Source organism: Alistipes sp. An66 (assembly GCF_002161445.1).
Taxonomy (GTDB): domain Bacteria; phylum Bacteroidota; class Bacteroidia; order Bacteroidales; family Rikenellaceae; genus Alistipes; species Alistipes cottocaccae.
This window is the reverse complement of record NZ_NFHT01000003.1, coordinates 14,344-37,489: the sequence shown is the minus strand read 5'-3', so window position 1 is coordinate 37,489 and position 23,146 is coordinate 14,344. Positions and strand designations below refer to the sequence as shown.

The 23,146-nt window shown below is 61.2% G+C and carries 20 protein-coding genes; 11 read left to right on the top strand and 9 right to left on the bottom strand.

The window, feature by feature from the left end; genetic code table 11:
- Positions 1-149 precede the first annotated feature (149 nt).
- From B5G16_RS03165 to B5G16_RS03155, 3 genes are all read right to left on the bottom strand, one after another.
- Positions 150-1,979: an ABC transporter ATP-binding protein gene (locus tag B5G16_RS03165; protein ID WP_087261028.1), complete on the bottom strand. Its 1,830-nt coding sequence runs from the start codon at positions 1,977-1,979 to the stop codon at positions 150-152.
- Positions 1,980-2,206: 227 nt separating this feature from the next.
- On the bottom strand, positions 2,207-2,671 hold the full coding sequence (gene rnhA, locus B5G16_RS03160; protein ID WP_087261026.1) for a ribonuclease HI: 465 nt from the start codon (positions 2,669-2,671) through the stop codon (positions 2,207-2,209).
- Between the two features lie 213 nt (positions 2,672-2,884).
- The gene (locus tag B5G16_RS03155; protein ID WP_087261025.1) at positions 2,885-5,512 is read right to left on the bottom strand and encodes a valine--tRNA ligase; all 2,628 of its coding nucleotides are present in this window, start codon (positions 5,510-5,512) and stop codon (positions 2,885-2,887) included.
- Between the two features lie 132 nt (positions 5,513-5,644).
- Between B5G16_RS03155 and lon the strand changes: the two genes are divergently transcribed.
- From lon to B5G16_RS03135, 4 genes are all read left to right on the top strand, one after another.
- Positions 5,645-8,074, top strand: coding sequence for an endopeptidase La (lon, locus tag B5G16_RS03150; protein WP_087261024.1), 2,430 nt, complete (start codon positions 5,645-5,647; stop codon positions 8,072-8,074).
- 247 nt (positions 8,075-8,321) lie between these two features.
- The gene (gene kdsB / locus B5G16_RS03145) at positions 8,322-9,086 is read left to right on the top strand and encodes a 3-deoxy-manno-octulosonate cytidylyltransferase (protein WP_087261399.1); all 765 of its coding nucleotides are present in this window, start codon (positions 8,322-8,324) and stop codon (positions 9,084-9,086) included.
- 5 nt (positions 9,087-9,091) lie between these two features.
- On the top strand, positions 9,092-9,838 hold the full coding sequence (gene kdsA, locus B5G16_RS03140; protein WP_087261022.1) for a 3-deoxy-8-phosphooctulonate synthase: 747 nt from the start codon (positions 9,092-9,094) through the stop codon (positions 9,836-9,838).
- Positions 9,839-9,843: 5 nt separating this feature from the next.
- On the top strand, positions 9,844-10,809 hold the full coding sequence (locus B5G16_RS03135; protein ID WP_087261395.1) for a KpsF/GutQ family sugar-phosphate isomerase: 966 nt from the start codon (positions 9,844-9,846) through the stop codon (positions 10,807-10,809).
- 96 nt (positions 10,810-10,905) lie between these two features.
- On the opposite strand, the gene B5G16_RS03130 is transcribed toward B5G16_RS03135, so the two are convergent.
- The 6 genes from B5G16_RS03130 to trpS form a co-directional block, all read right to left on the bottom strand.
- Positions 10,906-11,106: a helix-turn-helix transcriptional regulator gene (locus B5G16_RS03130; protein ID WP_087261020.1), complete on the bottom strand. Its 201-nt coding sequence runs from the start codon at positions 11,104-11,106 to the stop codon at positions 10,906-10,908.
- On the bottom strand, positions 11,096-11,542 hold the full coding sequence (locus B5G16_RS03125) for a hypothetical protein (RefSeq protein ID WP_087261019.1): 447 nt from the start codon (positions 11,540-11,542) through the stop codon (positions 11,096-11,098). Before B5G16_RS03125 ends, B5G16_RS03130 begins: the two co-directional genes overlap by 11 nt.
- Positions 11,543-11,802: 260 nt before the next feature.
- Entirely contained in the window at positions 11,803-12,828 is a 1,026-nt protein-coding gene (locus B5G16_RS03120) for a threonine aldolase family protein (protein WP_087261017.1), read from the bottom strand.
- A gap of 19 nt (positions 12,829-12,847) precedes the next feature.
- Entirely contained in the window at positions 12,848-13,183 is a 336-nt protein-coding gene (locus tag B5G16_RS03115; protein ID WP_087261015.1) for a PAS sensor protein, read from the bottom strand.
- 139 nt (positions 13,184-13,322) lie between these two features.
- Positions 13,323-15,104, bottom strand: a complete 1,782-nt coding sequence (locus tag B5G16_RS03110; RefSeq protein ID WP_087261013.1) for a chloride channel protein — start codon at positions 15,102-15,104, stop codon at positions 13,323-13,325.
- Between the two features lie 13 nt (positions 15,105-15,117).
- Entirely contained in the window at positions 15,118-16,245 is a 1,128-nt protein-coding gene (gene trpS, locus B5G16_RS03105; protein ID WP_087261011.1) for a tryptophan--tRNA ligase, read from the bottom strand.
- A gap of 116 nt (positions 16,246-16,361) precedes the next feature.
- On the opposite strand from trpS, the gene B5G16_RS03100 reads away from it, so the two are divergent.
- The 7 genes from B5G16_RS03100 (at position 16,362) to B5G16_RS03070 (ending at position 23,107) form a co-directional block, all read left to right on the top strand.
- Entirely contained in the window at positions 16,362-17,261 is a 900-nt protein-coding gene (locus tag B5G16_RS03100) for a hydrogen peroxide-inducible genes activator (RefSeq protein WP_087261008.1), read from the top strand.
- A 260-nt stretch (positions 17,262-17,521) separates the two neighbouring features.
- Positions 17,522-17,872: a ribosome silencing factor gene (gene rsfS, locus B5G16_RS03095; protein ID WP_087261006.1), complete on the top strand. Its 351-nt coding sequence runs from the start codon at positions 17,522-17,524 to the stop codon at positions 17,870-17,872.
- Positions 17,873-17,875: 3 nt separating this feature from the next.
- Entirely contained in the window at positions 17,876-19,999 is a 2,124-nt protein-coding gene (ftsH, locus tag B5G16_RS03090) for an ATP-dependent zinc metalloprotease FtsH (protein ID WP_087261003.1), read from the top strand.
- A gap of 38 nt (positions 20,000-20,037) precedes the next feature.
- A complete protein-coding gene (locus B5G16_RS03085) occupies positions 20,038-20,874 on the top strand; it encodes a phosphatidate cytidylyltransferase (RefSeq protein WP_087261001.1) in 837 nt (278 codons plus the stop codon).
- Between the two features lie 19 nt (positions 20,875-20,893).
- The gene (locus B5G16_RS03080) at positions 20,894-21,577 is read left to right on the top strand and encodes a phosphatidylserine decarboxylase family protein (RefSeq protein WP_087260999.1); all 684 of its coding nucleotides are present in this window, start codon (positions 20,894-20,896) and stop codon (positions 21,575-21,577) included.
- A gap of 7 nt (positions 21,578-21,584) precedes the next feature.
- Entirely contained in the window at positions 21,585-22,691 is a 1,107-nt protein-coding gene (locus tag B5G16_RS03075) for an AI-2E family transporter (protein ID WP_087260997.1), read from the top strand.
- A 2-nt stretch (positions 22,692-22,693) separates the two neighbouring features.
- Positions 22,694-23,107 carry a riboflavin kinase gene (locus B5G16_RS03070; RefSeq protein WP_239405941.1) on the top strand — a complete coding sequence of 138 codons (414 nt, stop codon included), beginning with the start codon at positions 22,694-22,696 and terminating at the stop codon, positions 23,105-23,107.
- Positions 23,108-23,146 lie beyond the last annotated feature (39 nt).

The window sequence follows — 23,146 nt, the reverse complement described above, 5'->3', positions numbered from 1 at the left end:
ATGTTGACAACCCGCAAAGATAATAAAAAGATTGGAAAACGTTGCAACCTTGCCCCGAAACCGTCACCTGCGGGGCGTGAAACAACGCTCCGGGCCGCCTGTTCGCTGCGGAACGGCGGCCCGGAGGGTGTTTTCGGCTCGGCAGCCGGTCAGTCGAAGGACTGCATCTCGATGAGTTTGGCGTAGATGCCGTTTCGCGCCATGAGTTCGGCGTGGGTGCCCTGCTCGGCGATGCGGCCGTGGTCCACGACGATGATCTGGTCGGCGTTGTGGATCGTCGACAGGCGGTGTGCGATGACCACCGACGTACGGCCTTTGAGCAGTTTGTTCAGAGCATCCTGCACGAGTTTTTCGCTCTCGGTGTCGAGGGCCGAGGTGGCCTCGTCGAGGATCAGGATGTCGGGGTTTTTCAGCACGGCGCGTGCGATCGAGAGGCGTTGTCGCTGGCCTCCGGAGAGTTTCGTGCCGCGGTCTCCGATGTTGGTGTCGTAGCCTTCGGGGCATTCGCGGATGAAGTCGTCGGCATTGGCGACCCGGGCCGCTTCGACAATCTCCTCGTGCGAGGCGCCGCGGCGTCCCATGCCGATGTTGTTCGCGATCGTGTCGTTGAAGAGCACGGTATCCTGCGCCACGACGCTCATGTGGGCGCGGACGCTCTCCTGGGTGTAGTCGCGCAGGGAGACTCCGTCGATGAGGATCTCGCCGCTCGTGGGGTCATAGAAGCGGGGCAGGAGTTCGCTGAGGGTCGACTTGCCGCCTCCCGAAGGTCCGACCAGCGCGACGGTCTGCCCGCGGCGGATCTCGAACGAGATGCCGTCGATCACCTCACGGGAACCGTCGTAGGAGAAGTGCACGTTGCGGAATTCGATCTTGTCTTTCAGTCCGGTAAGTTCGCGGGCGTCGGGTTTGTCCTGGATTTCGGGTTTGGTGTCGATGATCGAGAAGATGCGCTCTCCGGCGGCCAGACCCTGGTTGATGTTGGCGAACTGATCGATGAAGGTCCTGACGGGGCGGGTGATCTGGGAGAAGATGGCCACGAAGGCGATGAATCCTCCGGGGTCGAGCGATCCGGCCGAGACGAGCGAGCCTCCGAATACGAGGATGACGCCGACAGCCGTGATTCCGAGGAATTCGCTCATCGGGGAGGCCAGCTGCTGGCGGCGGGCCATCGAGAGGGTGAGGCGTGCGAGGTCGGCGCTGATGTCGTAGTATTTCTGTTTGATGTATTCGGTTGCGTTGTAGCTCTTGATGACCTTGATTCCGGCGAGGGATTCGTCGAGCGTGGCGACCATTTCGCCCATTCGTTTCTGGTTGGTGCGGGCGGGGTGGCGGAGTTTCTTGACGATGTTTCCGATGAGCAGGGCCACGATCGGGAGGAAGAGGATGGAGAAGAGGGCGAGTTCCCACGAGATGGCGACCATCATGACGATGTATCCGATGATGAGGAAGGGCTCGCGGAAGGAGACTTGCAGCGTATTGGTGATGCAGAACTGGACGACGCCGACGTCGGAGGTGATTTTCGAGATGATGTCGCCCTTCCGCTGGTCGGAGAAGTATCCGACGTTCATGTCCATGACGCGGGAGAACATCTCGTTTCTCATTTTCTGGAGCGTGCGTGTGCGCATGTTCTCCATGGTCCAGGCCCCGAGGTATCGGAAGAGGTTGCTCAACAGGCTGATGATGATGGCGACGACGGCCAGCAGCAGCAGGACGTTCTGTCGGTCGTATTCGTGGAATACGTGCGAGTAGGTGTAGTTGAAGAGGGCGGTCAGATACTCCTGGTTGAATTGCAGGGGCGGGAGTTTCTCCACGTACTCGAAAGTGTACTTCGCGTCGAACATCGTGTTCAGGATCGGGATGATCAGCATGAACGTCAGCGAGTTGAACAGCGCGTAGAAGAGCGAGTAGAAGAAATAGGGGATCGCGTATTTTTCGATCGGACGGGCGAAGCCCAGCAGCCGCATGTAAGTCTTGAACATTCCGTAGGGTTTGGAGGTTGCGCAATCTCACAACCGGCCCGAAGTCCGTCGGGGGGAATCCGCATTGGGTCGGGATTCCGGAGGCTGCGGTCCGGCATCAATTTCCTGCAAATATAGTGATAATAACCCGAAAAGCGAAAAAAGCGCGGATTTTCGGAAAATTATCGGAAAGAAAGGGCATTTTATCGGACCTTTCGAGTGATTTCGGACTCGGGATTCGTGTTCTTTTACGCCTGTTCGGGCGTGTAGCCGGTGTCTTCGAGCCAGTTTGCGCGGTCGTTGGCGGCGGCGACGGCCAGCTGGTCGCAACGGTTGTTCTCCACGGTGTCGGCGTGTCCCTTGACCCAGACGAAGCGGACGTGGTGGCGGTTGTAGACGCGCAGGAACCGCATCCAGAGATCGGGGTTCTTCTTTCCGGCAAAACCCTTGCGGAGCCAGCCGAAGACCCATCCTTTGGTGACGGCATCGACGACGTATTTCGAGTCGGAGTAGATCACGACGTCCGACCCCTCGAAGCGGAGCGCTTCGAGGGCCACGCAGACGGCCGTGAGCTCCATGCGGTTGTTGGTCGTGAGGCGGAATCCCCGGGAGAGCTCCTTGCGGTGGGGCCCCGAGAGGAGCACGACGCCGTAGCCGCCGGGCCCCGGGTTTCCGAGGGCCGAGCCGTCGGTATAGATCGTGATGGAAGGCATTTTCGCTGTTGTTCGGTCTCCTGTTTTTTTGCGACAGGCCCCCGTCACGGGGACGGGGGTCGGTCGGTGGTGGGGTTGCGGCCCGGGCCGCAACCGTCGGTCCCGTTGTTTTGCGCCTGTCCCGGGGCGGCCGCTTCTTTCGGATTTGGCCGTTTCCGACGGCCCGGCGGTCCTTTCGGCTCCGGCACCCTGGCCCGGTCGGCGTTCCGGTGTCTATTTCAGTGCCGCGAGCTGCTCTTTCAGCGCCGCGATCTTGGCTTCGGCATCGGCCTGCTTGGCGCGTTCGTTGGCGACGACCTTCTCGGGCGCCGACTGCACGAAGCGCTCGTTCGAGAGCTTCTTCATCACCGAGGCGAGGAATCCCTCGTAGTATTTCAGGTCGTCCGTGAGCTTTTTGATTTCGGCCTCGGCGTCGATCTTCCCGGCCAGCGGCACGAAGTACTGCGTCGTCTTGACGAGGAAGGCCGCGGCGGCGGGATCCTTCTCCGTGACGGGCTCGATGGCCGCGAGGTTGGCCATCTTCATCACCACGGGGGCGAACTCCGCGGGGTAGTTCCCGTCGACGATGACGTGGAGCGTGAGGGCCTCCTTCTGGGGCAGGTTCTTCTGGTTGCGGATGTTGCGCACCGAGGAGACGATCTCCTTCACCAGCTCGAAGCGGGCCATCAGGGCGGCATCCCCGACTGCGGGCTGCGGCATCTGCGCCACGCAGATCGACTCGCCTTCGCGTCGCGGCGCGAGGGCCTGCCAGATCTCTTCGGTGACGAACGGCATGAAGGGGTGCAGCATGCGTATCAGGGCGTCGAAATAGTGCTTCGTGGCGTCGAGCGTCGCCGAGTCGGTCGGCTGTCCGTAGGCGGGCTTGACCATTTCGAGGTAGAGACTGCTGAAATCGTCCCAGAAAAGCCGGTAAACCTCCTTGAAGGCCTCCGAAATGCGGTAGGCCTTGAAGTCCTCGTCGATCTGGCGCAGCGAGCGGCTCAAAGCCTGTTCGAACCACGCCACGGCCAGACGGTTGTTTTCGCTCTGCGGGGCTGTGTTGTCGGCCGTCCATCCGTTGACCAGACGGTAGGCGTTCCAGATCTTGTTGCCGAAGTTGCGGCCCTGCTCGCAGAGCGCCTCGTCGAACATCACGTCGTTTCCGGCCGACGAGCTGATGAGCATCGCCATGCGGACACCGTCGGCGCCGTACCGGGCGATCAGGTCGAGCGGGTCGGGCGAGTTGCCCAGCTGCTTGGACATCTTGCGGCCGATCTTGTCGCGGACGATGCCCGTGAAGTAGACGTTGGCGAAGGGCTTCTCCTGCCGGTATTCATAGCCGGCCATGATCATGCGGGCGACCCAGAAGAAGATGATGTCGGGCGCGGTGACCAGATCGTTCGTCGGGTAGTAGTATTCGATCTCGGCGTTGTGGGGGTTGCGGATTCCGTCGAAAACCGAAATGGGCCAGAGCCACGACGAGAACCACGTGTCGAGCACGTCCTCGTCCTGCCGCAGGTCGGCGAGCTGCAACGTCGGGTCCCCGGCCTTGGCGCGGGCCTTTTCGAGGGCCTCTTCGGGCGTGGGTGCGACGACGAAGCCTCCTTTGGGGAGGTACCACGCCGGGATGCGCTGTCCCCACCACAGCTGGCGCGAGATGCACCAGTCCTTGATGTTCTCCATCCAGTAGCGGTAGGTGTTCCTGTACTTCTCGGGCACGAAGCGGATGGCGTCCTCCATGACGGCGCGCGTTGCGGGCTCGGCGAGCTCCTTCATCGAGAGGAACCACTGCATCGAGAGTTTCGGCTCGATGGCGACGCCCGTGCGCTCCGAATAGCCGACGTTGTTGGTGTACTCCTCGGTCTTTTCGAGGAGCCCGGCGGCATCGAGGTCCTTCTCGATCCGGCGGCGGACATCGAAACGGTCCTGTCCGACGTACAGGCCGACCTTGTCGTTGATCGTTCCGTCGTCGTTGAAGATGTCGATGGATTCCAGTCCGTATTTTTCCCCGAGCATGTAGTCGTTGACGTCGTGCGCCGGGGTCACTTTCAGGGCTCCGGTGCCGAACTCGATGTCGACATACTCGTCGCGGATGACGGGGATCGAGCGTCCGACGAGCGGCACGATGACGCGGGCGTCGGCCGGGAGGTCCTGATAGCGCGGGTCGTTGGGGTTGACGCAGAGGCCCGTATCGCCGAGGATGGTCTCGGGACGGGTCGTGGCGACGATGATCGTGCGCTCCGATCCCTCGACCTTGTAGCGCAGGTAGTAGAGCTTTCCGTGCGACTCCTTGAAGATGACCTCCTCGTCGGAGAGGGCGGTCTGTGCGGCGGGGTCCCAGTTGACCATGCGGACGCCGCGGTAGATCTTACCCTTGTCGTAGAGGTCGCAGAAGACGCGCAGGACGCTCTCCGTGCGGATGTCGTCCATCGTGAAGCAGGTGCGGTCCCAGTCGCACGAGGCGCCGAGCTTGCGCAGCTGCCGGAGGATGACGCCTCCGTACTTCTCCTTCCACTCCCAGGCGTATTTCAGGAATTCGTCACGCGAGAGCGACGCCTTCTCGATTCCCTTTTCGCGGAGCATGGCGACGACTTTGGCCTCCGTGGCGATCGAGGCATGGTCCATGCCGGGGACCCAGCATGCGTTCTTTCCGGACATGCGGGCGCGGCGCACGAGGACATCCTGCAAGGTGTTGTTGAGCATGTGCCCCATGTGGAGCATGCCGGTGACGTTGGGGGGCGGGATGACGATCGTATAGGGTTCGCGTTCATCGGGTTCCGAGTGGAAGAGCCGGTGGTCGATCCAGTAGTCGTACCATTTGGCTTCGATTTGTTGCGGAGCGTATTTGTCAGCGATTTGCATAACGCATTATGGGTTTTAAAAAGGGTTTCCGAACTCTTTCGGGGAGGCAAAGTTATTAACAATCTGTCAAAGATGAAATAAAATCAGCGAAAAAACGTTACCTTTGCGACATTCTATATAGGTAAGGACATTATGAGCAAGAAAGATAAGATCGAAACCATTGAAACGGACGAGCTGAATCTGGCCCCGGAGCTGCTCGACGGCAAGCATCGGGTGATCCCGATCGTGACGGGCGGCGACGAGCCGGTCGAGGAGGTCGAGGTTCCGGAGATCATCCCGATTCTGACGCTTCGTTCGTCGGTCCTCTTTCCGGGGGCCATCACGCCGATCACCGTGGGACGCGACAAGAGCATCTCGCTGGTGCGTGCGGTGAATGCCGAAGGCGGCATGCTGGGTGCCGTGCTGCAACGCGAGAGCGAGGTCGAGGACCCCTCGCCGGACGACATGTACAAGGTCGGTACGGCGGCGCGGATCATCAAGATCCTGGAGATGCCGAACGGCAACCTGACGGTGATCCTGAACGGTCTGGAAAAGATCGAGATCACGGAATATATCGCTACGGAACCCTATTTCAAGGCGCGGGTCGTGGCGCTGCGGGACTCGACGCCCGACGTGAAGAGCATCGAGTTCGAGGCGCTGGTCGACTCGATCCGCGACGTGGCGCTGAACATCATCAACGTCTCGCCGTCGATGCCCAAGGAGGCGGCCTTCGCCATCAAGAACATCGACTCGAAGCGGGGAATCATCAACTTCATCTGCTCGAACATGGAGCTCACGGACGAAGACCGGCAGTCGCTGCTCGAAGCCCCGGGGCTGCTGGCACGCGCGCGGAAGCTGTTGGAGATCCTGATCCGGGAGCAGCAGCTGGCCGAGTTGAAGAGCCAGATCCAGGAGCGCGTCAAGCAGGAGATCGACAAGCAGCAGCGGGACTACTACCTGCAACAGCAGATGCGCACGATTCAGGACGAACTGGGCGACGGCCCGGATGCCGACATCGAGAAGCTGCGCGAGGAGGCCAGGAAGAAGAACTGGCCGAAGGAGGTGGGCGAGACCTTCGAGAAGGAGTTGCAGAAGGTCGAGCGGCTGAACCCGGCGGTTGCGGAGTATTCGGTGCAGATGACCTACCTGCAACTGCTGCTGGAACTGCCGTGGAACGACGTCACGAAGGACAACCTCGACCTGAAATGCGCGCGCGAACAGCTGGATCACGACCACTTCGGACTCGACGAGGTGAAGGAGCGGATCCTCGAACACCTGGCGGTCATCAAGCTGAAAGGCGACCTGAAATCGCCGATTCTCTGCCTCTACGGCCCTCCGGGCGTGGGCAAGACGTCGCTGGGCAAGTCGGTGGCCGCGGCGCTGGGCCGCAAGTTCGGGCGCATTTCGCTGGGCGGCCTGCACGACGAGTCGGAGATCCGCGGACACCGCCGCACCTACATCGGTGCGATGCCGGGCCGGATCATCCAGACGATCAAGCGCTGCGGGTCGTCGAATCCGGTGATCATCCTCGACGAGGTGGACAAGGTGACGGTCTCGAACCACGGGGACCCGTCGAGCGCGCTGCTCGAAGTGCTGGACCCGGAGCAGAACACGACCTTCCACGACAACTATATCGACATGGAGTACGACCTCTCGAAGGTGCTGTTCATCGCCACGGCGAACAACGTGGGGAACATCGCCCCGGCGCTGCGCGACCGCATGGAGATGATCAACATCCCGGGCTACCTCGTGGAGGAGAAGGTGCGCATTGCGCTGGACCACCTGCTTCCGAAGCAGCGCGAGGCCCACGGCATCAAGGAGCAGGAGATGACCCTGACGCCGGAGGTGGTCGAGGAGATCATTTCGTGCTATACGCGCGAGGCGGGCGTCCGCTCGCTGGACAAGCATCTGGCGAAGATCGCGCGGGCGCGGGCCAAGCAGATCGCCTTCGACGAGACGTTCGCTCCGGAGATCTCGAAAAAGGATCTGGAAAAGATCCTCGGGATGCCGAAGTTCCTGCGTGAGGAGTACGAGGTGGGCGGCATGACGGGTGTCGTGACGGGCCTGGCGTGGACCGAGGTCGGGGGCGACATCCTCTACATCGAGTCGTGCCTGACGCCGGGCAAGGGCAAGATCAGCCTGACGGGCAATCTGGGCGACGTGATGAAGGAGTCGGCGACGATTGCGCACGAGTGGGTGATGGCTCACCACAAGGAGCTGAACATCGACCCGAAGCTGTTCGAAACGAACGACATCAACATCCACGTTCCGGAGGGTGCGATCCCGAAGGACGGCCCCTCGGCGGGCATTACGATGGTGACGTCGATCGTCTCGACCTACACGGGCCGCAAGGTGAAGGAGCGGATCGCCATGACGGGCGAGACGACGCTGCGGGGCCGGGTGATGCCGGTCGGCGGCGTGAAGGAGAAGATTCTGGCGGCCAAGCGGGCCGGCATTACGGAGCTGATCCTTTCGGAGGAGAACCGCAAGGACATTGCGGAGATCAAGGCGGAGTACGTCGAGGGTCTGACGTTCCACTACGTGCGGACGAACGACGAGGTGCTGGCGCTGGCGTTGGAGTAGTTTTCCAAATGGAGAATGGAGAATTGAAAATGGAAAATTGAGTGTTGAGCATTTGAGGATAATGGCGATCTGAAAGTTCCGACCTTCCATTCTTCGGAAAAGGCTTCCCTCATAAAGTCCCCTCCGCGGAGGGGATTTAGGGGAGGGTAGATCTGAATACGCGGCCACGGGCCGCGAGCAGCGGCGGACGGGAGCGAGTTGCCCTGAAAAGTAATTTTATAAGGATATTTATAATATAACCATGCCTCTGACATTCATCGCAATCATCCCGGCGCGCTATGCGTCGACACGCTTCCCGGCCAAACCGCTGGCGCTGCTGGGCGGCAAACCCGTGATCCAGCGGGTCTACGAACAGGTCGCCGGGGTGCTGGACGACGCCGTGGTGGCCACGGACGACCAGCGGATCTACGACGCCGTGCGGGCGTTCGGCGGGAAGGTCGAGATGACCTCGGCGGCGCACCGCAGCGGTACGGACCGCTGCCGGGAGGCCTACGACAAGCAGGGACGTGCGTACGACGTGGTGGTCAACGTGCAGGGCGACGAACCCTTCATCCGCCGCGAGCAGCTCGAAGCGTTGAAGCGCTGCTTCGAAAATCCCGCGACCGACATCGCCACGCTGGTGAAACCCTTTTCGGAGAACGACGGGCTCGCCGCGCTGGAAAACCCCAACTCCCCGAAGGTGGTGCTCGACGTGCAGTCGCAGGCCGTCTATTTTTCGCGTTCGGTGATTCCCTACCTGCGGAATGTCCCGCGCGGGGAGTGGCTGGCGAAACACACCTTTTACAAGCACATCGGCATTTACGCCTTCCGCTCGGAGGTGCTGCGCAAGGTCACGACCCTGCCGCAGTCGCCTTTGGAACTGGCCGAGTCGCTCGAACAGCTGCGGTGGCTGGAAAACGGCTATAAAATAGGTGTGGGCATCACGGATGCCGAGACCGTGGGGATCGACACCCCGGAGGATCTGGCCCGTGCCGAAGCGTTCCTGAAACAACATCCCGAATTCAACCGATAAGTGTTATGAAACTCATTGCAGGACCCTGCGTCATCGAATCGGCCGAACTGCTGGACGCGGTGGCCGAACGCCTGGTGGCGATCAACCGCCGGCTCGGGACGGAGATCATCTTCAAGGCGTCGTTCGACAAGGCCAACCGGACGTCGATCGCGTCGTTCCGCGGCCCGGGGCTCGAAAAGGGGCTCCAAATGCTGGCGGACGTGCGGGCGAAATGGGGGCTGAAACTCCTGACGGACATCCACGAATCGTGGCAGGCCGCGCCGGTGGGCGAGGTGGTCGACGTGATCCAGATCCCGGCGTTCCTGTGCCGGCAGACCGACCTGTTGGTGGCTGCGGCGAAGACCGGCCGCACGGTGAACATCAAGAAGGCGCAGTTCCTCTCGGGGGTGGACATGCAATACCCCTACGAGAAGGCGCGCGAGGCGGGAGCCCGGGAGGTGTGGCTCACCGAACGCGGCAACTCGTTCGGCTACAACAACCTGGTGGTCGACTTCCGCAACATTCCCGACATGCTGCATATCGCTCCGACGGTCATCATGGACTGCACGCACTCGGTGCAGCGCCCCGGCGCGGCGGGCGGCAAGACGGGTGGCAACCGCGAGTTCGTCCCGGCGATGGCGCATGCCGCAAAGGCGTTCGGCGCCAACGGCTTCTTCTTCGAGGTGCACCCCGATCCGGACCGGGGTTTGAGCGATGCCGCGAACATGCTGCGGCTCGATGATCTGGAACCGCTGATCGAATCTTTGCTTTGACCGACATGACCGATACGACGAAATCCCAAATTCTGACGGTGGCACGCAAGGCGTTGCATACCGAGATGCTGTCGCTGCGCCATCTGGAAGAGACGCTCGACGATTCGTTTGCGCGGGCCGTGGAGCTGATTCTTGCGAGCCACGGCAAGTGCATCGTGACGGGCATGGGCAAATCGGGCCTTGTGGGTCGCAAGATCGCTGCGACGCTCGCCTCGACGGGAACGCCGAGTTTCTTCCTCCACCCGGGCGAAGCGTTCCACGGCGACCTGGGCATGATTTCGAAGGAGGACATCGTGCTGGCGCTCTCCTATTCGGGCGAGACGGACGAGATTCTGAAAATCGTGCCTTTCATCCACTCGAACGGCAACCGGCTGATCTCGATGACGGGAAACCCGGATTCGGCGCTGGCCAAGAACTCGGACGTGCACCTGAACGTGCGGGTCGAGGAGGAGGCCTGCATCCTGCACCTGGCCCCGACGTCGTCGACCACGGCACAGATCGCCATGGGCGATGCGCTGGCCGTTTCGCTGATGGACTTGCGGGGCTTCACGAGCGTCGATTTCGCCCGTCTGCATCCGGGGGGCAGCCTGGGGCGGCGCCTGCTGATGACCGTGGGGAACGTCATGCGGGACCACGACCTGCCGGTCGTTTCGCCCGACTGCCCGGCTGCGGAGATGATCCACGCCATTTCGAAGGGCGGTCTGGGCCTGATCGTGATCTGCGACGGCGACCGCATCGAGGGTATCGTGACGGATGGCGACGTGCGCCGGGCGATGGAGCGGCTGCGGGGCGAATTCTTCAACATCCGGGCGATGGATATCGCCACGCCGCATCCGAAGACGATCGCCCCGACCGAGAAGCTGATCGAGGCGGAGAAGATGATGACGCGCAACAAGGTGACGTCGCTGCTGGTGACCGACGAATCGGGAAAACTCGCCGGTGTGATCCAGATCTACGACATTAAACTCTGACGGGTCGGTTTTCGCCGTCAGGGGGCGGGAGGAGAAAAAGAGGAAGGCCCGGATCTCCGGGCCTTCCTCTTTTTGGTACGGGTTCGGTCCGGCGGGTCATTCCCCCTCTTCCAACTGGAAGAGCTCCTCGACGGGCTTGCCGAATGTCCGTGCGATTTTCAGCGCCAGCACGGTCGACGGAACGAACCTCCCGGCCTCGATGGCGTTGATCGTCTGGCGGCTCACGCCCACGGCCCCGGCCAGTTGCTGCTGGGTCATGCGCACCTCGGCGCGTTCGACCCGGATCCTATTCTTCATGCGCCGCCTCCTTTCCGAGCCGCCAGAGCATCACCCGTTCGATCACGAGGAAGAGCACGGGCAGCAGGCAGAGGTTGAAGATCATGAAGTTGATGTAGGCGAAGTCGTAGAGCACCAGCGCGGAGAGTACGGAGACACCCACGGTGACATAGAGCGCCGCGAGCAGGGCGTTGAGACGGATGCGGGCGATGAGTTCGTCCTCGATGCGTTCGCGCGAGCAGCCGATGAAGAGGACACCGAGCAGAACGCCGATGATGACGATGTTGTTCCAAAGGCGGGTGAAGTCCCGGGCCGGAGCGAATGAGTCGGGCAGCAGGAACGAGGGGAATCCGTTGAATCCGTCGAAAAACATCAGTGCGCCCAGCAGGGCCGTCGGGATGAATAGCACCCATCCGATCCGTTTGAACGCATGGGGCAGCAGCAGGATTTTGTTCATGACTGGTTGTTTTTTGTCGGTTTGGGCAGGCTGCCGGAGGTGCGCACTTCTCCCGCCTGCTGTCGCAAATATAAAATAAACTTTACAAAATAGCAAGCAAACACGACAAAAATAAGTGCTTCCCGAAAAAAATGGGCCGAACCATGCCGCTCCGGTTCGGGTTCGTGTTCCCTCTCCGCTCTTCCGAACCGGGGCTCCGCCGCTCCGAACCGGACCCGCGTTGCTCCGGGCAGGGATGGCGCTTTTCCCTCCTTCGCCGTTCAGAGCCGGGCGATCAGTTCGTCGATGTGCCGCTCTTCGGTGGCCCAGCTGGTGACGAAGCGCACGACGGTCTCCTCCTCACCGCGCGGCCCCCACAATTCGAAGGTGGCATACCGGCTCAACCGGTCGATTTCGCGGTTCGGCAGGACGAAGAACTGCTGGTTGGTCGGCGAGTCGATGTAGAGCCGATATCCCTTGTCGAGCATCGCCGCTTTCAGCTTCAAGGCCGTCGTGATGGCCTGACGGGCGATCCGCAGATAGAGCCGGTCGGTGAAGAGCGTCTCGAACTGGATGCCGGCCAGCCGTCCTTTGGCCAGCAGGGCGCCGTGCTGCTTGACGAGGGTGAAGAAATGGGGCAGCAGTTCGGGGCGGGTGATGACGACGGCCTCGCCGAAGAGCGTTCCGGTCTTGGTTCCTCCGATGTAGAAGACGTCGCACAGGCGTGCGATGTCGGGGAGCGAAGGGGTGGCTCTGTCGGCGGCCAGCGCATAGGCGAGCCGTGCGCCGTCGAGGTAGAGCGGGATCGAACGGCGCCGGCAGACGGCGTGGAGCTCTTCCAGTTCTTCGAGACTGTACAGCGTCCCGAACTCGGTCGGGTGCGAGATGTAGAGCATCCCGGGGATAACCATGTGGGGCCAGGTCTCGTCGCGGTAGAACGTGTCGATGAAGCGTTCGACGTCGCCGGCCCGAACCTTGCCGTCGTACTGGGGCAGGGTGAGGACCTTGTGTCCGGCGGCCTCGATTGCCCCGGCCTCGTGGACGTTGATGTGGGCCGATTCGGCGGCCAGCACCCCTTCGTGACGGCGCAGCAGCCCGTCGATGACGGTGGCGTTGGTCTGGGTGCCGCCCACCAGGAAGTGGATCCCGGCTCCGGGGGCCTGGCACTCCCGGCGGATGAGTTCCCGGGCATGGGCCGTGTAGGGGTCGCAGCCGTAACCGGGGGTCTCTTCGAGGTTGGTCTCGACGAGGCGGCGCATCACTTCGGGATGCGCGCCCGCCATGTAGTCGCAATCGAAATGGAGCATCTTTGGGGTCTTTTTGGGGTCAGTTTCGGATGTAGTGGGGCATCTCGCCGGGGATCTCCATCGAGAATTCCGCGAGTCCGCGCACCTCGCCGGCTTCGCGCCAGACGGTCTGGTAGATGAGTTTGCGGACACCGCGCTTTTCGATCGTGTAGACGTTGCGGCCTCCGGTTTCGAGCAGCCGGCGGATGATTCCGCGCGAGCGTTCGTTGTGGCAGGGGAAGAGCGACTGACCCCGGACATCGCCGTTGACGGCGACGGAGCGATCGTTCTGGTAGCGGACGATTCCCTGCGTGTCGCAGAGCGTGACGGCGCAGTCGAGTTCATCGGCCCATGAGGGCGTTTCGAAGGAGATCATGGGAAATGCGTTATTAAGCGGAGTTAGGGTATCTGGTTTCGGGGAGCGGAGGGAGCCGCGGTAAAATACGGTGCCGCGGGGCTTTGGCATACCGTGTTGCCTCATCCGTCGGGAAAACCGCTCACCCTTTGGCTCCTTCCTACTGCTGGATTCGTACCAGCTGTTCGCGGTAGGCGTTCAGGATCCGCGATTTGGAGATGAATCCCAGATAACGGTTCTGCTTGTCGACGACGGGGAGCATCCACGTATGCTTGTCCTCGAACTTCTCCATGACGCTCTGGATCGACTCGTGTTCGAGGATCCGGTCCGGCGGCTGAATCATGTAGTCCGAGATCGGGTGTCCGTATTTTTCGTGTTTGAACATGTCTTCGCGCAGGTCGTCGAGTTGCACGATGCCCAGCAGGCGCCCGAAATTGTCGATCACGGGGAAGATGTTGCGCCGGGCGGTGGAGATGATGTGCACGATGTCGCCCAGGGTCATGTTCTCCTTGATGCGCAGGAAGTCGGTCTCCATCAGTTCGTCGAGTTTCAGGAAGACGAAGACCGACTGGTCCTTGTCGTGGGTGAGCAGTTCGCCCTTTTGCCGGAGCTGCTTGGTGTAGATCGAGTCGGGGTCGAGGTAGTAGTCCACGGCGAAGGAGATGCAGGCGGTGATCATCAGGGGGATGAAGAGCCCGTAACCGTTCGAGAGTTCGGCGATGAGGAAGATCGAGGTCAGGGGGGCGTTCATGACGCCGGCCATGACGCCGGCCATACCGACGAGCGTAAACGAGACGATCGAGACCTCCCAGTGGAAGAGCATGTTGCAGACGAGTGCCAGGGAGGCTCCGGTGAAGGCTCCGACGAAAAGCGACGGAGCGAAGGTTCCGCCGACACCTCCGGCGGCGTTGGTTGCCGACATGGCGATGACCTTGAAGAACATCGTGGCGATGACGAAGAGGAGGACGACCCAGTCGATGTCGCGGAACCGGTAGAAGAGCGAGTTGTCGAAGAGCTCCTGTGCGTTTCCGTGCATCAGGGAGGTGAATCCCTCGTAACCTTCGCCGTAGAGGGGCGGGAATACGAAGATCAGGATGCCGAGGATTGCGCCGCCCCAGATCCACTTTTTGTACTGCTTGTCGATCTTCTTGAAGAATCCGCCGATACGCGCGTTCATCGAGGTGAAGTACCAGGCCATAAGTCCGCACAGCACGCCGAGAAGGATGAACAGCGGGATCTGCCACAGTTTGAAGGCGTCCTCCGGGGCGAGCGTCACGGCCAGAATGGGGTCGAATCCGCGGAGCATGAAGGCCATCGTGGTTGCAGTGATCGAGGCGATGAGCAGCGGGATGACCGATGCGGCCGTGATGTCGAGCATGAGGATTTCCAGGACGAAGACCACGCCGGTGATCGGGGCCTTGAAGATGGCCGCGAGGGCGGCTCCGGCGCCGCAGCAGAGCAGCAGCGTGGTGTGCTTGTAGTTGAGCCTTGCGAGGCGTCCGACGTTGGAGCCGATGGCGGCTCCGGTGAGGACGATCGGGGCCTCGGGCCCCACCGAACCGCCGAATCCGATGGTTGTGGCGCCTCCGACGACCGATGTCCAGCAGTTGTGCCCGGCGATGCGGGAGTTGCGGCGCGACATGGCGTAGAGGACGCGCGTCACGCCTTCGGAGATGTTGTCGCGGACGATGTACTTGACGAAGAGCGTCGCCAGAATGATACCCACGGCGGGGTAGATCAGGAAGAGGAAGTGCGCGCTGTCGACGGGGAACCAGTTCGTCAGTCCGTTCTTGATGGCGTAGAGCAGCACCTCGAAGAGGTAGGTCCCCAGGCCGGCGAGCACACCGACCACCACCGCCAGCAGCATCATCATCTGGCGGTTCGAGAGCCTTCTGGTCAGTCGCAGGAAAGCCGGGTAGATACGGTCGGTGCGGAATGCCATGTTGTCCGGGGGATCAGCGTTCCGAAGCGGCGTACTGCCGGGCCTGTTCGGCGATCAGCGCCTCGTCCTCGAAGTAGTCGATCTTCATGGCGCGCCGGACGTCGGCAAGGGTTTCGGCAGCTGCGGCGCGGGCGGTTTCGGAGCCCCGGCGGAGGATGTCGTAGACCCCGCCGATGCGGGCCTCGTAGTAGTGGCGGCGTTCGCGGATGGGGTCGAGGGTCTCGTTGAGGATGGCGATGAGCAGGCGCTTGACCTTCACGTCTCCGAGTCCTCCGCGGCGGTAGTGTGCCTTCAACTCGTCGAGCGAGGCGTATTCGGGGAGGTATTTGGCGAAGTGCTCCGGGCGGCTGAACGCATCGAGGTAGGTGAAGACCGTGTTGCCCTCGACCTTGCCGGGATCCTCCACGCGCAGGTGGTCCGGATCGGTGTACATGCCCATGACCTTCTTCTTGACCTCGTCGGCCGTGTCGGAGAGGTAGATGCAGTTACCGAGCGATTTCGACATTTTGGCTTTGCCGTCCGTGCCGGGCAGGCGCAGGCAGGCGGCGTTGTCGGGCAGCAGGATTTCGGGCATCGTGAGCGTCTCGCCGTAGACGGCGTTGAACTTGTGGACGATCTCGCGCGTCTGCTCGATCATCGGCTCCTGGTCCTCGCCCACGGGAACGGTCGTTGCGCGGAAGGCGGTGATGTCCGAGGCCTGGCTGATGGGGTAGGTGAAGAACCCGACGGGGATTCCCTGCCGCTGGGTGGTGTCACCTTCGACGGCACCCTCGGCGAAGCCGCGCATCTGGATCTCGGCCTTGACCGTCGGGTTGCGTTGCAGCCGCTGCACGGTCACCAGATTCATGTAATAGAAGGCCAGTTCGCAGAGTTCGGGGACCTGCGACTGGATGAAAAGGGTCGATTTGGCGGGGTCGAGACCTACGGAGAGGTAATCCAGCGCCACCTCGATGATGTTCTGGCGCACCTTTTCGGGGTTGTCGGCGTTGTCGGTGAGGGCCTGTGCATCGGCGATCATGATGAAGATGCGGTCGAATTCGCCCGAGTTTTGGAGTTCCACGCGACGTCGGAGCGAACCGACGAAGTGTCCCAGATGGAGCCGGCCCGTGGGACGGTCGCCGGTGAGTATGATTTTAGCCATATTTCAGAAAGTGTACATTTTAACGGCAAACATACGAAAAAGCGGGCGGGCGACCTAAAAAAGTTTGTGGATATAGATTAATTTTATATATTTGTCGTAGAAAATAAACACCCGTTATGACCATCATTCAACTCGAATACCTGTTGGCGGTAGCCAACTGCGGCAGTTTTTCGCAGGCTGCCGAACACTGTTTCGTGACGCAGCCGTCGTTGAGCATGCAGATCAAGTCGCTGGAAGAGGAGTTGGGGGTGGTTCTTCTGGACCGCTCGAAGAAGCCGGTGATCCCCACGGAGGCGGGTGCAGTGGTGCTGGAACGGGCCCGGGAGACGCTGAAAGCCTACAACTGCATCCGGGAGGCTGTGGCGGAGTTGAAGGGCGAGACGGCCGGGAAGCTGCGGCTGGGCGTGATCCCGACGATTGCGCCGTACCTGCTGCACAAGTTCATCCCGACGTTCGTGCGGGAGTACCCGAAGGTGGAGTTGGAGATCTCGGAGATGATCACCTCGGAGATCGTCGAGGCGTTGAAGCGCGACCGGATCGACGCGGCGCTGGTTGCGAGCGGCACGTGCGGGGAGGGGATCTTCGAACAGGAGCTCTTCAACGACCGTTTCTATGCCTATGTCTCTCCGGAGAATCCGCTCTATGAGCGGCAGAACATCCGCATCGAGGATATCGACCTGAAGGATCTGGTGATTTTGAGTCCCGGGAACTGTATGCGGGACCAGATCATCGAGTTGTGCCAGGCGCGGCGGTCGATGCCGACGCACTACTCGTTCGAATCGGGGTCGTTGGACACGCTGATGCGGATTGTGGACTGCACGTCGTGTCTGACGATTGTTCCGGAGATGTCGGTGGAGTTCATACCTTCGGACCGCCGGGATCGGTTGAAGACGCTGGCCAAGGGAGCGATGTCGCGCAAGATCGCGGTGGCTGTACGCCGGACGTATGTAAAGAATTCGATCATCAAGGTGCTGACCGACACGATTCTCGCGTGTGTGGAACAGTCGCGCTCGTGATCCCGGCTGCGGGGTGTGCCCGATGCCCGGAAAAGTTGAAAATCCCCGATACGTCAGGTCGTATCGGGGATTTTTCGAAAAGCCGGAGCCGATTGTACCCGGTTTTTTGTCTGTGGTTTGTGACGGAAGCTCGCAATCGGTTTTTCTTCTGCCGCTTGCCGACGGTTTGGATGGATGCAATGTGTTTTTTTGCCGGTAATTTTCAAATATCAATCTCTTTTCGTACCTTTGCAAGGTTATATACGCCTATCTTGAAATTTATGGACAAACTGATCGAAACGATCGTCAGCGCGATTGAGGATAAAAAGGGTAAGAATATTGTATCGTTGGACCTTTCGGGCTTCGACGGCGCCATCTGCTCGCATTTCGTGGTCTGCAATGCCGACTCCACGACGCAGGTGGCGGCCATTGCCGACGGCATCGAGGAGAAGGTGCTCGAAACGCTGGGCGAGAAGGTTTGGCGCATCGAGGGCCAGCAGAATGCCGTGTGGATCGCCATGGACTATGTGGATGTCGTGGTCCACATCTTCCAGACCGAGCTGCGCAGTTTCTACAAGCTCGAAGAGCTCTGGGCCGATGCCCCGATGGTGAAATATGAATATGAAGCGTGAGATATGGTACAGAGACCAAACAGAAACAACAATAATCCGAAAATGAACATGCCGCGGTTCTCACTGCTGTGGATCTACGGAGTGCTTGCGGCGCTGATTCTGGGCTACTATCTGTTCGGGTCTTCCGACGACCGGCCGATCGAGAGCAACTGGACGACGGTCCAGCCGATGGTCGAGCGGGGCGATGTGGAGAAGATCCTCATCCTGAACAAGGACCAGGCGCAGATTTTTCTGAAAAAGGAGGCGGTCGAGAAATACCGCAACGATACTTTGGACAAACGGCTGCGCCGCCTGCCCGACGTGGGGCCCCAACTGATCTTTACGATCGGCTCCGTGGATTCGTTCCGTGAGGATCTGAATGCCGCCGAAACCCGTCTGGGCACGAAGGTGCAGGTGGAATACGCCAACAAGCGCGACGACTGGACTTCGTTGCTGGTCAATCTGCTGCCGTGGGTGCTCATCATCGGGGTGTGGATCTTCGTGATGCGCTCGATGGCCCGGGGAGCCGGAGCCGGCGGAGGCGGAGGGATCATGAACGTCGGCAAGGCCAAGGCGCAGGTCTTCGACAAGGACAACTCCAAGCGGGTGACATTCAAGGATGTGGCCGGGCTGGAAGAGGCCAAGGTGGAGATCATGGAGATCGTGGATTTCCTCAAAAAGGCCGACAAGTACAGGGAGCTGGGTGCCAAAATCCCGAAAGGGGCCCTGCTTGTGGGCCCTCCGGGTACGGGCAAGACGCTGCTGGCCAAGGCCGTTGCGGGCGAGGCGAACGTTCCGTTCCTCTCGATTTCGGGTTCGGACTTCGTGGAGATGTTCGTCGGCGTGGGGGCGTCTCGCGTGCGCGACCTCTTCGAGCAGGCCAAGCAGAAGGCTCCGTGCATCGTCTTCATCGACGAGATCGACGCCATCGGGCGTGCGCGCGGGAAGAATGCCGGTTTCTCGGGGAACGACGAACGCGAAAACACGCTGAACCAGCTGCTCACGGAGATGGACGGCTTCCAGACCAATACGGGTGTGATCGTGCTGGCGGCGACCAACCGCGCGGACATTCTGGACAAGGCGCTGATGCGTGCCGGGCGTTTCGACCGTCAGATCGAGGTGGGGCTTCCCGACGTGAAGGAGCGCGAGGAGATTTTCGAGGTGCACCTGCGTCCGCTGAAACTCGATCCGGCGCTGGACCGCTCGTTCCTGGCGCGCCAGACCCCCGGATTCTCGGGTGCCGACATCGCGAACGTCTGCAACGAGGCGGCGCTGATTGCGGCGCGCCATAACAAGAAATATGTCTCGAAGGAGGACTTTCTGGCTGCCATCGACCGGATCATCGGCGGTCTGGAACGCAAGAACAAGATCATCACCGACGAGGAGAAGCGCGTGATTGCCTACCACGAGGCGGGCCACGCCACGGTGAGCTGGATTCTGGAAAACGCCAGTCCGCTGATCAAGGTGACGATCATTCCGCGCGGGAAGGCGCTGGGAGCGGCGTGGTACCTGCCCGAGGAGCGTCAGATCACCACGCGCGAGCAGCTGATGGACGAACTGGCGGCGACGCTGGGCGGCCGGGTTTCGGAGCAGCTGACTTTCGGCGAGGTGTCGACCGGGGCGCTGAACGATCTGGAACGGGTCACCAAGCAGGCTTATGCCATGGTTGCCTACTACGGCATGAGCGAGCAGGTGGGCACGCTGTCGTACTACGATTCGACGGGCCAGAGCGACATGTCGTTCACGAAACCCTACTCCGAGAAGACGGCGCAGCAGATCGACGCCGAGGCGCGGCAGGTGATCGACCGGGCCTACAAGATGGCCGAGCAGGTGCTGAAAGAGCACCGCGAGGGTTTGAAGGAACTGGCCGAACTGCTCTTGCAGCGGGAGGTGGTCTTCACGGAGGACGTGGAGCGGATCTTCGGCAAGCGCAAGAAGGACATCGAACGGGAACGCCGCGAGGCTGCGGCCGCTGATGCAAAATCGGCCGCCGATGCGAAACCGGCTGCTGACAAGGCGGCGGATGCCGTGGCCGACAAGAACGCGGCTGCGGTCGGGGAGTCCGGGACTCCGGCGGCGAAGGATGCGGGGACAAATGCCCCGGTCGGAAGCCGCGAAACGCCGGAACAAACGCCGGAACAGAAATAGGAAACCTGCTTGACCCTTGAAAACCGATGCGTGAAAAAATGAAGAACTTTTGGATCCGGACCTGGAGCGGCATTTTGCTGGCTGCCGTGGTTCTGTGGGCGATCCTCTGGACGCAATGGAGTTTCGGTGTGCTGCTGCTGCTGCTGCTGATCGTCGGCATGGCGGAATTCTATACGCTGGCCGAGAAACAGGGCAACACCCCGCAACGCTTCCTCGGAGTGGTTGCCGGGGTGGTGCTCTTTGCCCTGAACTTCGCGTTCGTCTGCGACGATATCCAGATTCTGGGCCGCGGGAGCCATGCGTTCGGCAGCGGCATGGCCTTCATGCTGCTGCTGTTGCCCGTGATGTTCATCTGCGAGCTCTTCCGGCAGCGGGAAAATCCCGCGGGGAATATCGCTGCGACCATTCTGGGCGTCGTCTATGTGGCGCTGCCACTCTCGCTGATGCTCTACTTCCCGATCATCTCCGGCGAGACGTGGAATCCGTGGGTGATGCTGTTCTATGTCTTCATCATCTGGGCGAACGACGTCTTTGCCTATCTGGTGGGGATGACGATCGGCCGTCACCGGCTTTGCGAACGCCTTTCGCCCAAGAAGTCGTGGGAAGGCTTCTTCGGCGGGCTCGTCGGTGCCGTGGCGATGGGTTTCGTGGCCGCACGGGTGCTCGGGGCCGATCAGGCGGCGTGGGCCGGTCTGGCCTTCGTGGCCTCCATCACGGGCGTGCTGGGCGATCTGACGGAGTCGATGTTCAAGCGGGCTGCGGGGGTCAAGGACTCCGGGACGCTGATTCCGGGGCACGGCGGTGTGCTGGACCGCTTCGACGCCATGCTGTTGTCGGCGCCGTTCGTCTTCGTCTATATGCTTTTTGTGATGTAACTGCAAATCTCACCGTGTTATGAGAATCAATAAGGAAGGATACAAGATCATCGGTATTTCGGGAGCCGTCTGCCTGCTGATCTGGTGGCTTTTTTACCGCATGCTGGTCAACGAATCGGGCGTCGCCCTGCTGTGGGGCGGGACGATATTCCTGCTGCTCTTCTGGTTCTTCATCGTGGCCTTCTTCCGCGAACCCCGTCGGGTTCGGATCCACGATGCGGATCTGGTCTTCGCGCCGTGCGACGGCCGCGTGGTGGTGACCGAGGTGGTGAAGGAGACCGAATACTTGCAGGAGGAGATGTTGCAGATCTCGATCTTCATGTCGATCACGAACGTCCACATGAACTGGGTTCCCGTGGGCGGAACGGTGGAGTATTTCAAATATCATCCGGGACGTTTTCTGGTGGCGTGGCATCCGAAGTCGTCGACCGAGAACGAACGTACGACGACGGTGGTGAAGATGCCCACGGGCCAGCGGGTGCTGTTCCGCCAGGTGGCGGGACTGATCGCGCGCCGGATCATCTCCTACATGAAGGTCGGGAATCCGGTGGAGCAGAACAGCGTCTGCGGGTTCATCAAGTTCGGCTCGCGGATCGACATCCTGATTCCGAAGGAGAGCGAGCTGCTGGTCGAGATCGGGGACCCGACGGTCGGGTCGCAGACGCCGATCGCGCGGCTGCGCAAGGTAACGGACCAAGAGTAAGGGAGGTATGCAAACGACGCCACAGACCGTTCTGAAATTCGTCGTGGGCGCGGCAATTGCCGCGGCCGTGCTGTTTCTGGTCTGGTATTTCTCGTCGATCGTCGTCTATATTCTGGTTTCGGCCGTGCTGGCCGTGGTGGGCCGGCCGTTGGTGAAGCGTCTGTCGGAGATCCATGTCCGGGGCTGGCGGGTTCCGCGCTGGCTGGCGGCGCTGCTGACGCTGATCGTGATCTGGGTGGTTGCCGCGGCTTTCTGCTCGCTCTTCGTGCCGCTGGTCTTCAACAAGATCAACCAGTTTGCACATGTGGACTTCACGGCGGTCATGGAGAGCATCAGCGAACCCGTTGCGCGTGTGCAGTACGACCTGCAACACCTTTTCGCGCTGCCCGAGAGCACCTTTTCGCTCTCCGAGGAGCTGACCGCAGCGCTGCGTCAGATCATCGACATCAACTCGCTGAACCGGGTCTTTTCGTCGGTCGTGGGCGTGGTGACGTCATCGGTGATCGCGATTTTCTCGATTTCGTTCATCACCTTCTTCTTCCTGAAAGAGGAGGGGCTTTTCTATGCGATGGTTACGGCAGTCTTTCCGGAACACTACCACGAGAACATCACCCGGGTGCTGGATTCGGTGACGGTGCTGCTGGGCCGCTACTTCACGGGCATTCTTTCGGAGAGCCTGCTGCTGATGATCGCCGTGTCGCTGGTGATGATGGCCTTCGGAATGAAGGCCGCCGATGCGGCCTTCATGGGTCTGACGATGGGTATTATGAACGTCGTCCCCTATGCGGGACCGCTCATCGGCGGAATCGTTTCGGTCTTCGTGGGAATCGTGACACCGATCGAGGGGATGTCGGTGGGGCACACGGCCATTGTCATCATCGGGTCGCTGCTGGTGCTCAAAGGACTGGACGACTTCGTGCTGCAACCGACGCTCTATTCGGAGCGGGTCAAGGCCCATCCGTTGGAGGTCTTTCTGGTGATTCTGATTGCGGGGTCGCTGGCGGGCATCGTGGGCATGCTTCTGGCCATTCCCTCCTATACGGTGCTGCGGGTCTTCGCCAAGGAGTTCTTCTCGCAGTTCAGCCTGGTGCGCAAACTGACGGAAAAAATCTGACGATGGGTGCGGTGATCGAGGCGGGAATGCCGGGGGATCCGGCGGACGGAGGAACCGTGGTCGAGGGGACGGTGACACATGGACGGCAGCTGGGCCGCGAACTGGGCTTTCCGACGGCGAACCTGTCGGTGCCGGCGGATTTTCCACTTCCGGACGGAGTCTACCGTTCGCGCGCGGAGGTCGGCGGACGCCGGTACGACGGCATGTCGAATCTGGGCTGCAACCCGACGGTGGGGGGCGGCGAACGGCGTTTGGAGACGCACCTTTTTGACTTCTCGGGCGAGCTGTACGGACAGAGCCTGCGGGTGGAACTCTTCGAGCGGATCCGCGGAGAGCAGACCTTCGCGACGGTGGAGGAGCTGCGGGCCCGGATTGCCGCAGACAAGGCCGCGGTGTCGGCACTTTTGGAGCAATAGGATCGGCGGGCGCCGGACGCCGGATGGATGCGTCCGCGA

What these genes read in the sequence shown, in the direction of transcription:
- B5G16_RS03165 (WP_087261028.1), bottom strand. Translation starts at nt 1,979, where the DNA reads ATGTTCAAGACTTACATGCGGCTGCTGGGCTTCGCCCGTCCGATCGAA.
- rnhA (WP_087261026.1), bottom strand. Translation starts at nt 2,671, where the DNA reads ATGCCTTCCATCACGATCTATACCGACGGCTCGGCCCTCGGAAACCCG.
- B5G16_RS03155 (WP_087261025.1), bottom strand. Translation starts at nt 5,512, where the DNA reads ATGCAAATCGCTGACAAATACGCTCCGCAACAAATCGAAGCCAAATGG.
- lon (WP_087261024.1), top strand. Translation starts at nt 5,645, where the DNA reads ATGAGCAAGAAAGATAAGATCGAAACCATTGAAACGGACGAGCTGAAT.
- kdsA (WP_087261022.1), top strand. Translation starts at nt 9,092, where the DNA reads ATGAAACTCATTGCAGGACCCTGCGTCATCGAATCGGCCGAACTGCTG.
- B5G16_RS03135 (WP_087261395.1), top strand. Translation starts at nt 9,844, where the DNA reads ATGACCGATACGACGAAATCCCAAATTCTGACGGTGGCACGCAAGGCG.
- B5G16_RS03130 (WP_087261020.1), bottom strand. Translation starts at nt 11,106, where the DNA reads ATGAAGAATAGGATCCGGGTCGAACGCGCCGAGGTGCGCATGACCCAG.
- B5G16_RS03125 (WP_087261019.1), bottom strand. Translation starts at nt 11,542, where the DNA reads ATGAACAAAATCCTGCTGCTGCCCCATGCGTTCAAACGGATCGGATGG.
- B5G16_RS03120 (WP_087261017.1), bottom strand. Translation starts at nt 12,828, where the DNA reads ATGCTCCATTTCGATTGCGACTACATGGCGGGCGCGCATCCCGAAGTG.
- B5G16_RS03115 (WP_087261015.1), bottom strand. Translation starts at nt 13,183, where the DNA reads ATGATCTCCTTCGAAACGCCCTCATGGGCCGATGAACTCGACTGCGCC.
- B5G16_RS03110 (WP_087261013.1), bottom strand. Translation starts at nt 15,104, where the DNA reads ATGGCATTCCGCACCGACCGTATCTACCCGGCTTTCCTGCGACTGACC.
- trpS (WP_087261011.1), bottom strand. Translation starts at nt 16,245, where the DNA reads ATGGCTAAAATCATACTCACCGGCGACCGTCCCACGGGCCGGCTCCAT.
- B5G16_RS03100 (WP_087261008.1), top strand. Translation starts at nt 16,362, where the DNA reads ATGACCATCATTCAACTCGAATACCTGTTGGCGGTAGCCAACTGCGGC.
- rsfS (WP_087261006.1), top strand. Translation starts at nt 17,522, where the DNA reads ATGGACAAACTGATCGAAACGATCGTCAGCGCGATTGAGGATAAAAAG.
- ftsH (WP_087261003.1), top strand. Translation starts at nt 17,876, where the DNA reads ATGGTACAGAGACCAAACAGAAACAACAATAATCCGAAAATGAACATG.
- B5G16_RS03085 (WP_087261001.1), top strand. Translation starts at nt 20,038, where the DNA reads ATGAAGAACTTTTGGATCCGGACCTGGAGCGGCATTTTGCTGGCTGCC.
- B5G16_RS03080 (WP_087260999.1), top strand. Translation starts at nt 20,894, where the DNA reads ATGAGAATCAATAAGGAAGGATACAAGATCATCGGTATTTCGGGAGCC.
- B5G16_RS03075 (WP_087260997.1), top strand. Translation starts at nt 21,585, where the DNA reads ATGCAAACGACGCCACAGACCGTTCTGAAATTCGTCGTGGGCGCGGCA.
- B5G16_RS03070 (WP_239405941.1), top strand. Translation starts at nt 22,694, where the DNA reads ATGGGTGCGGTGATCGAGGCGGGAATGCCGGGGGATCCGGCGGACGGA.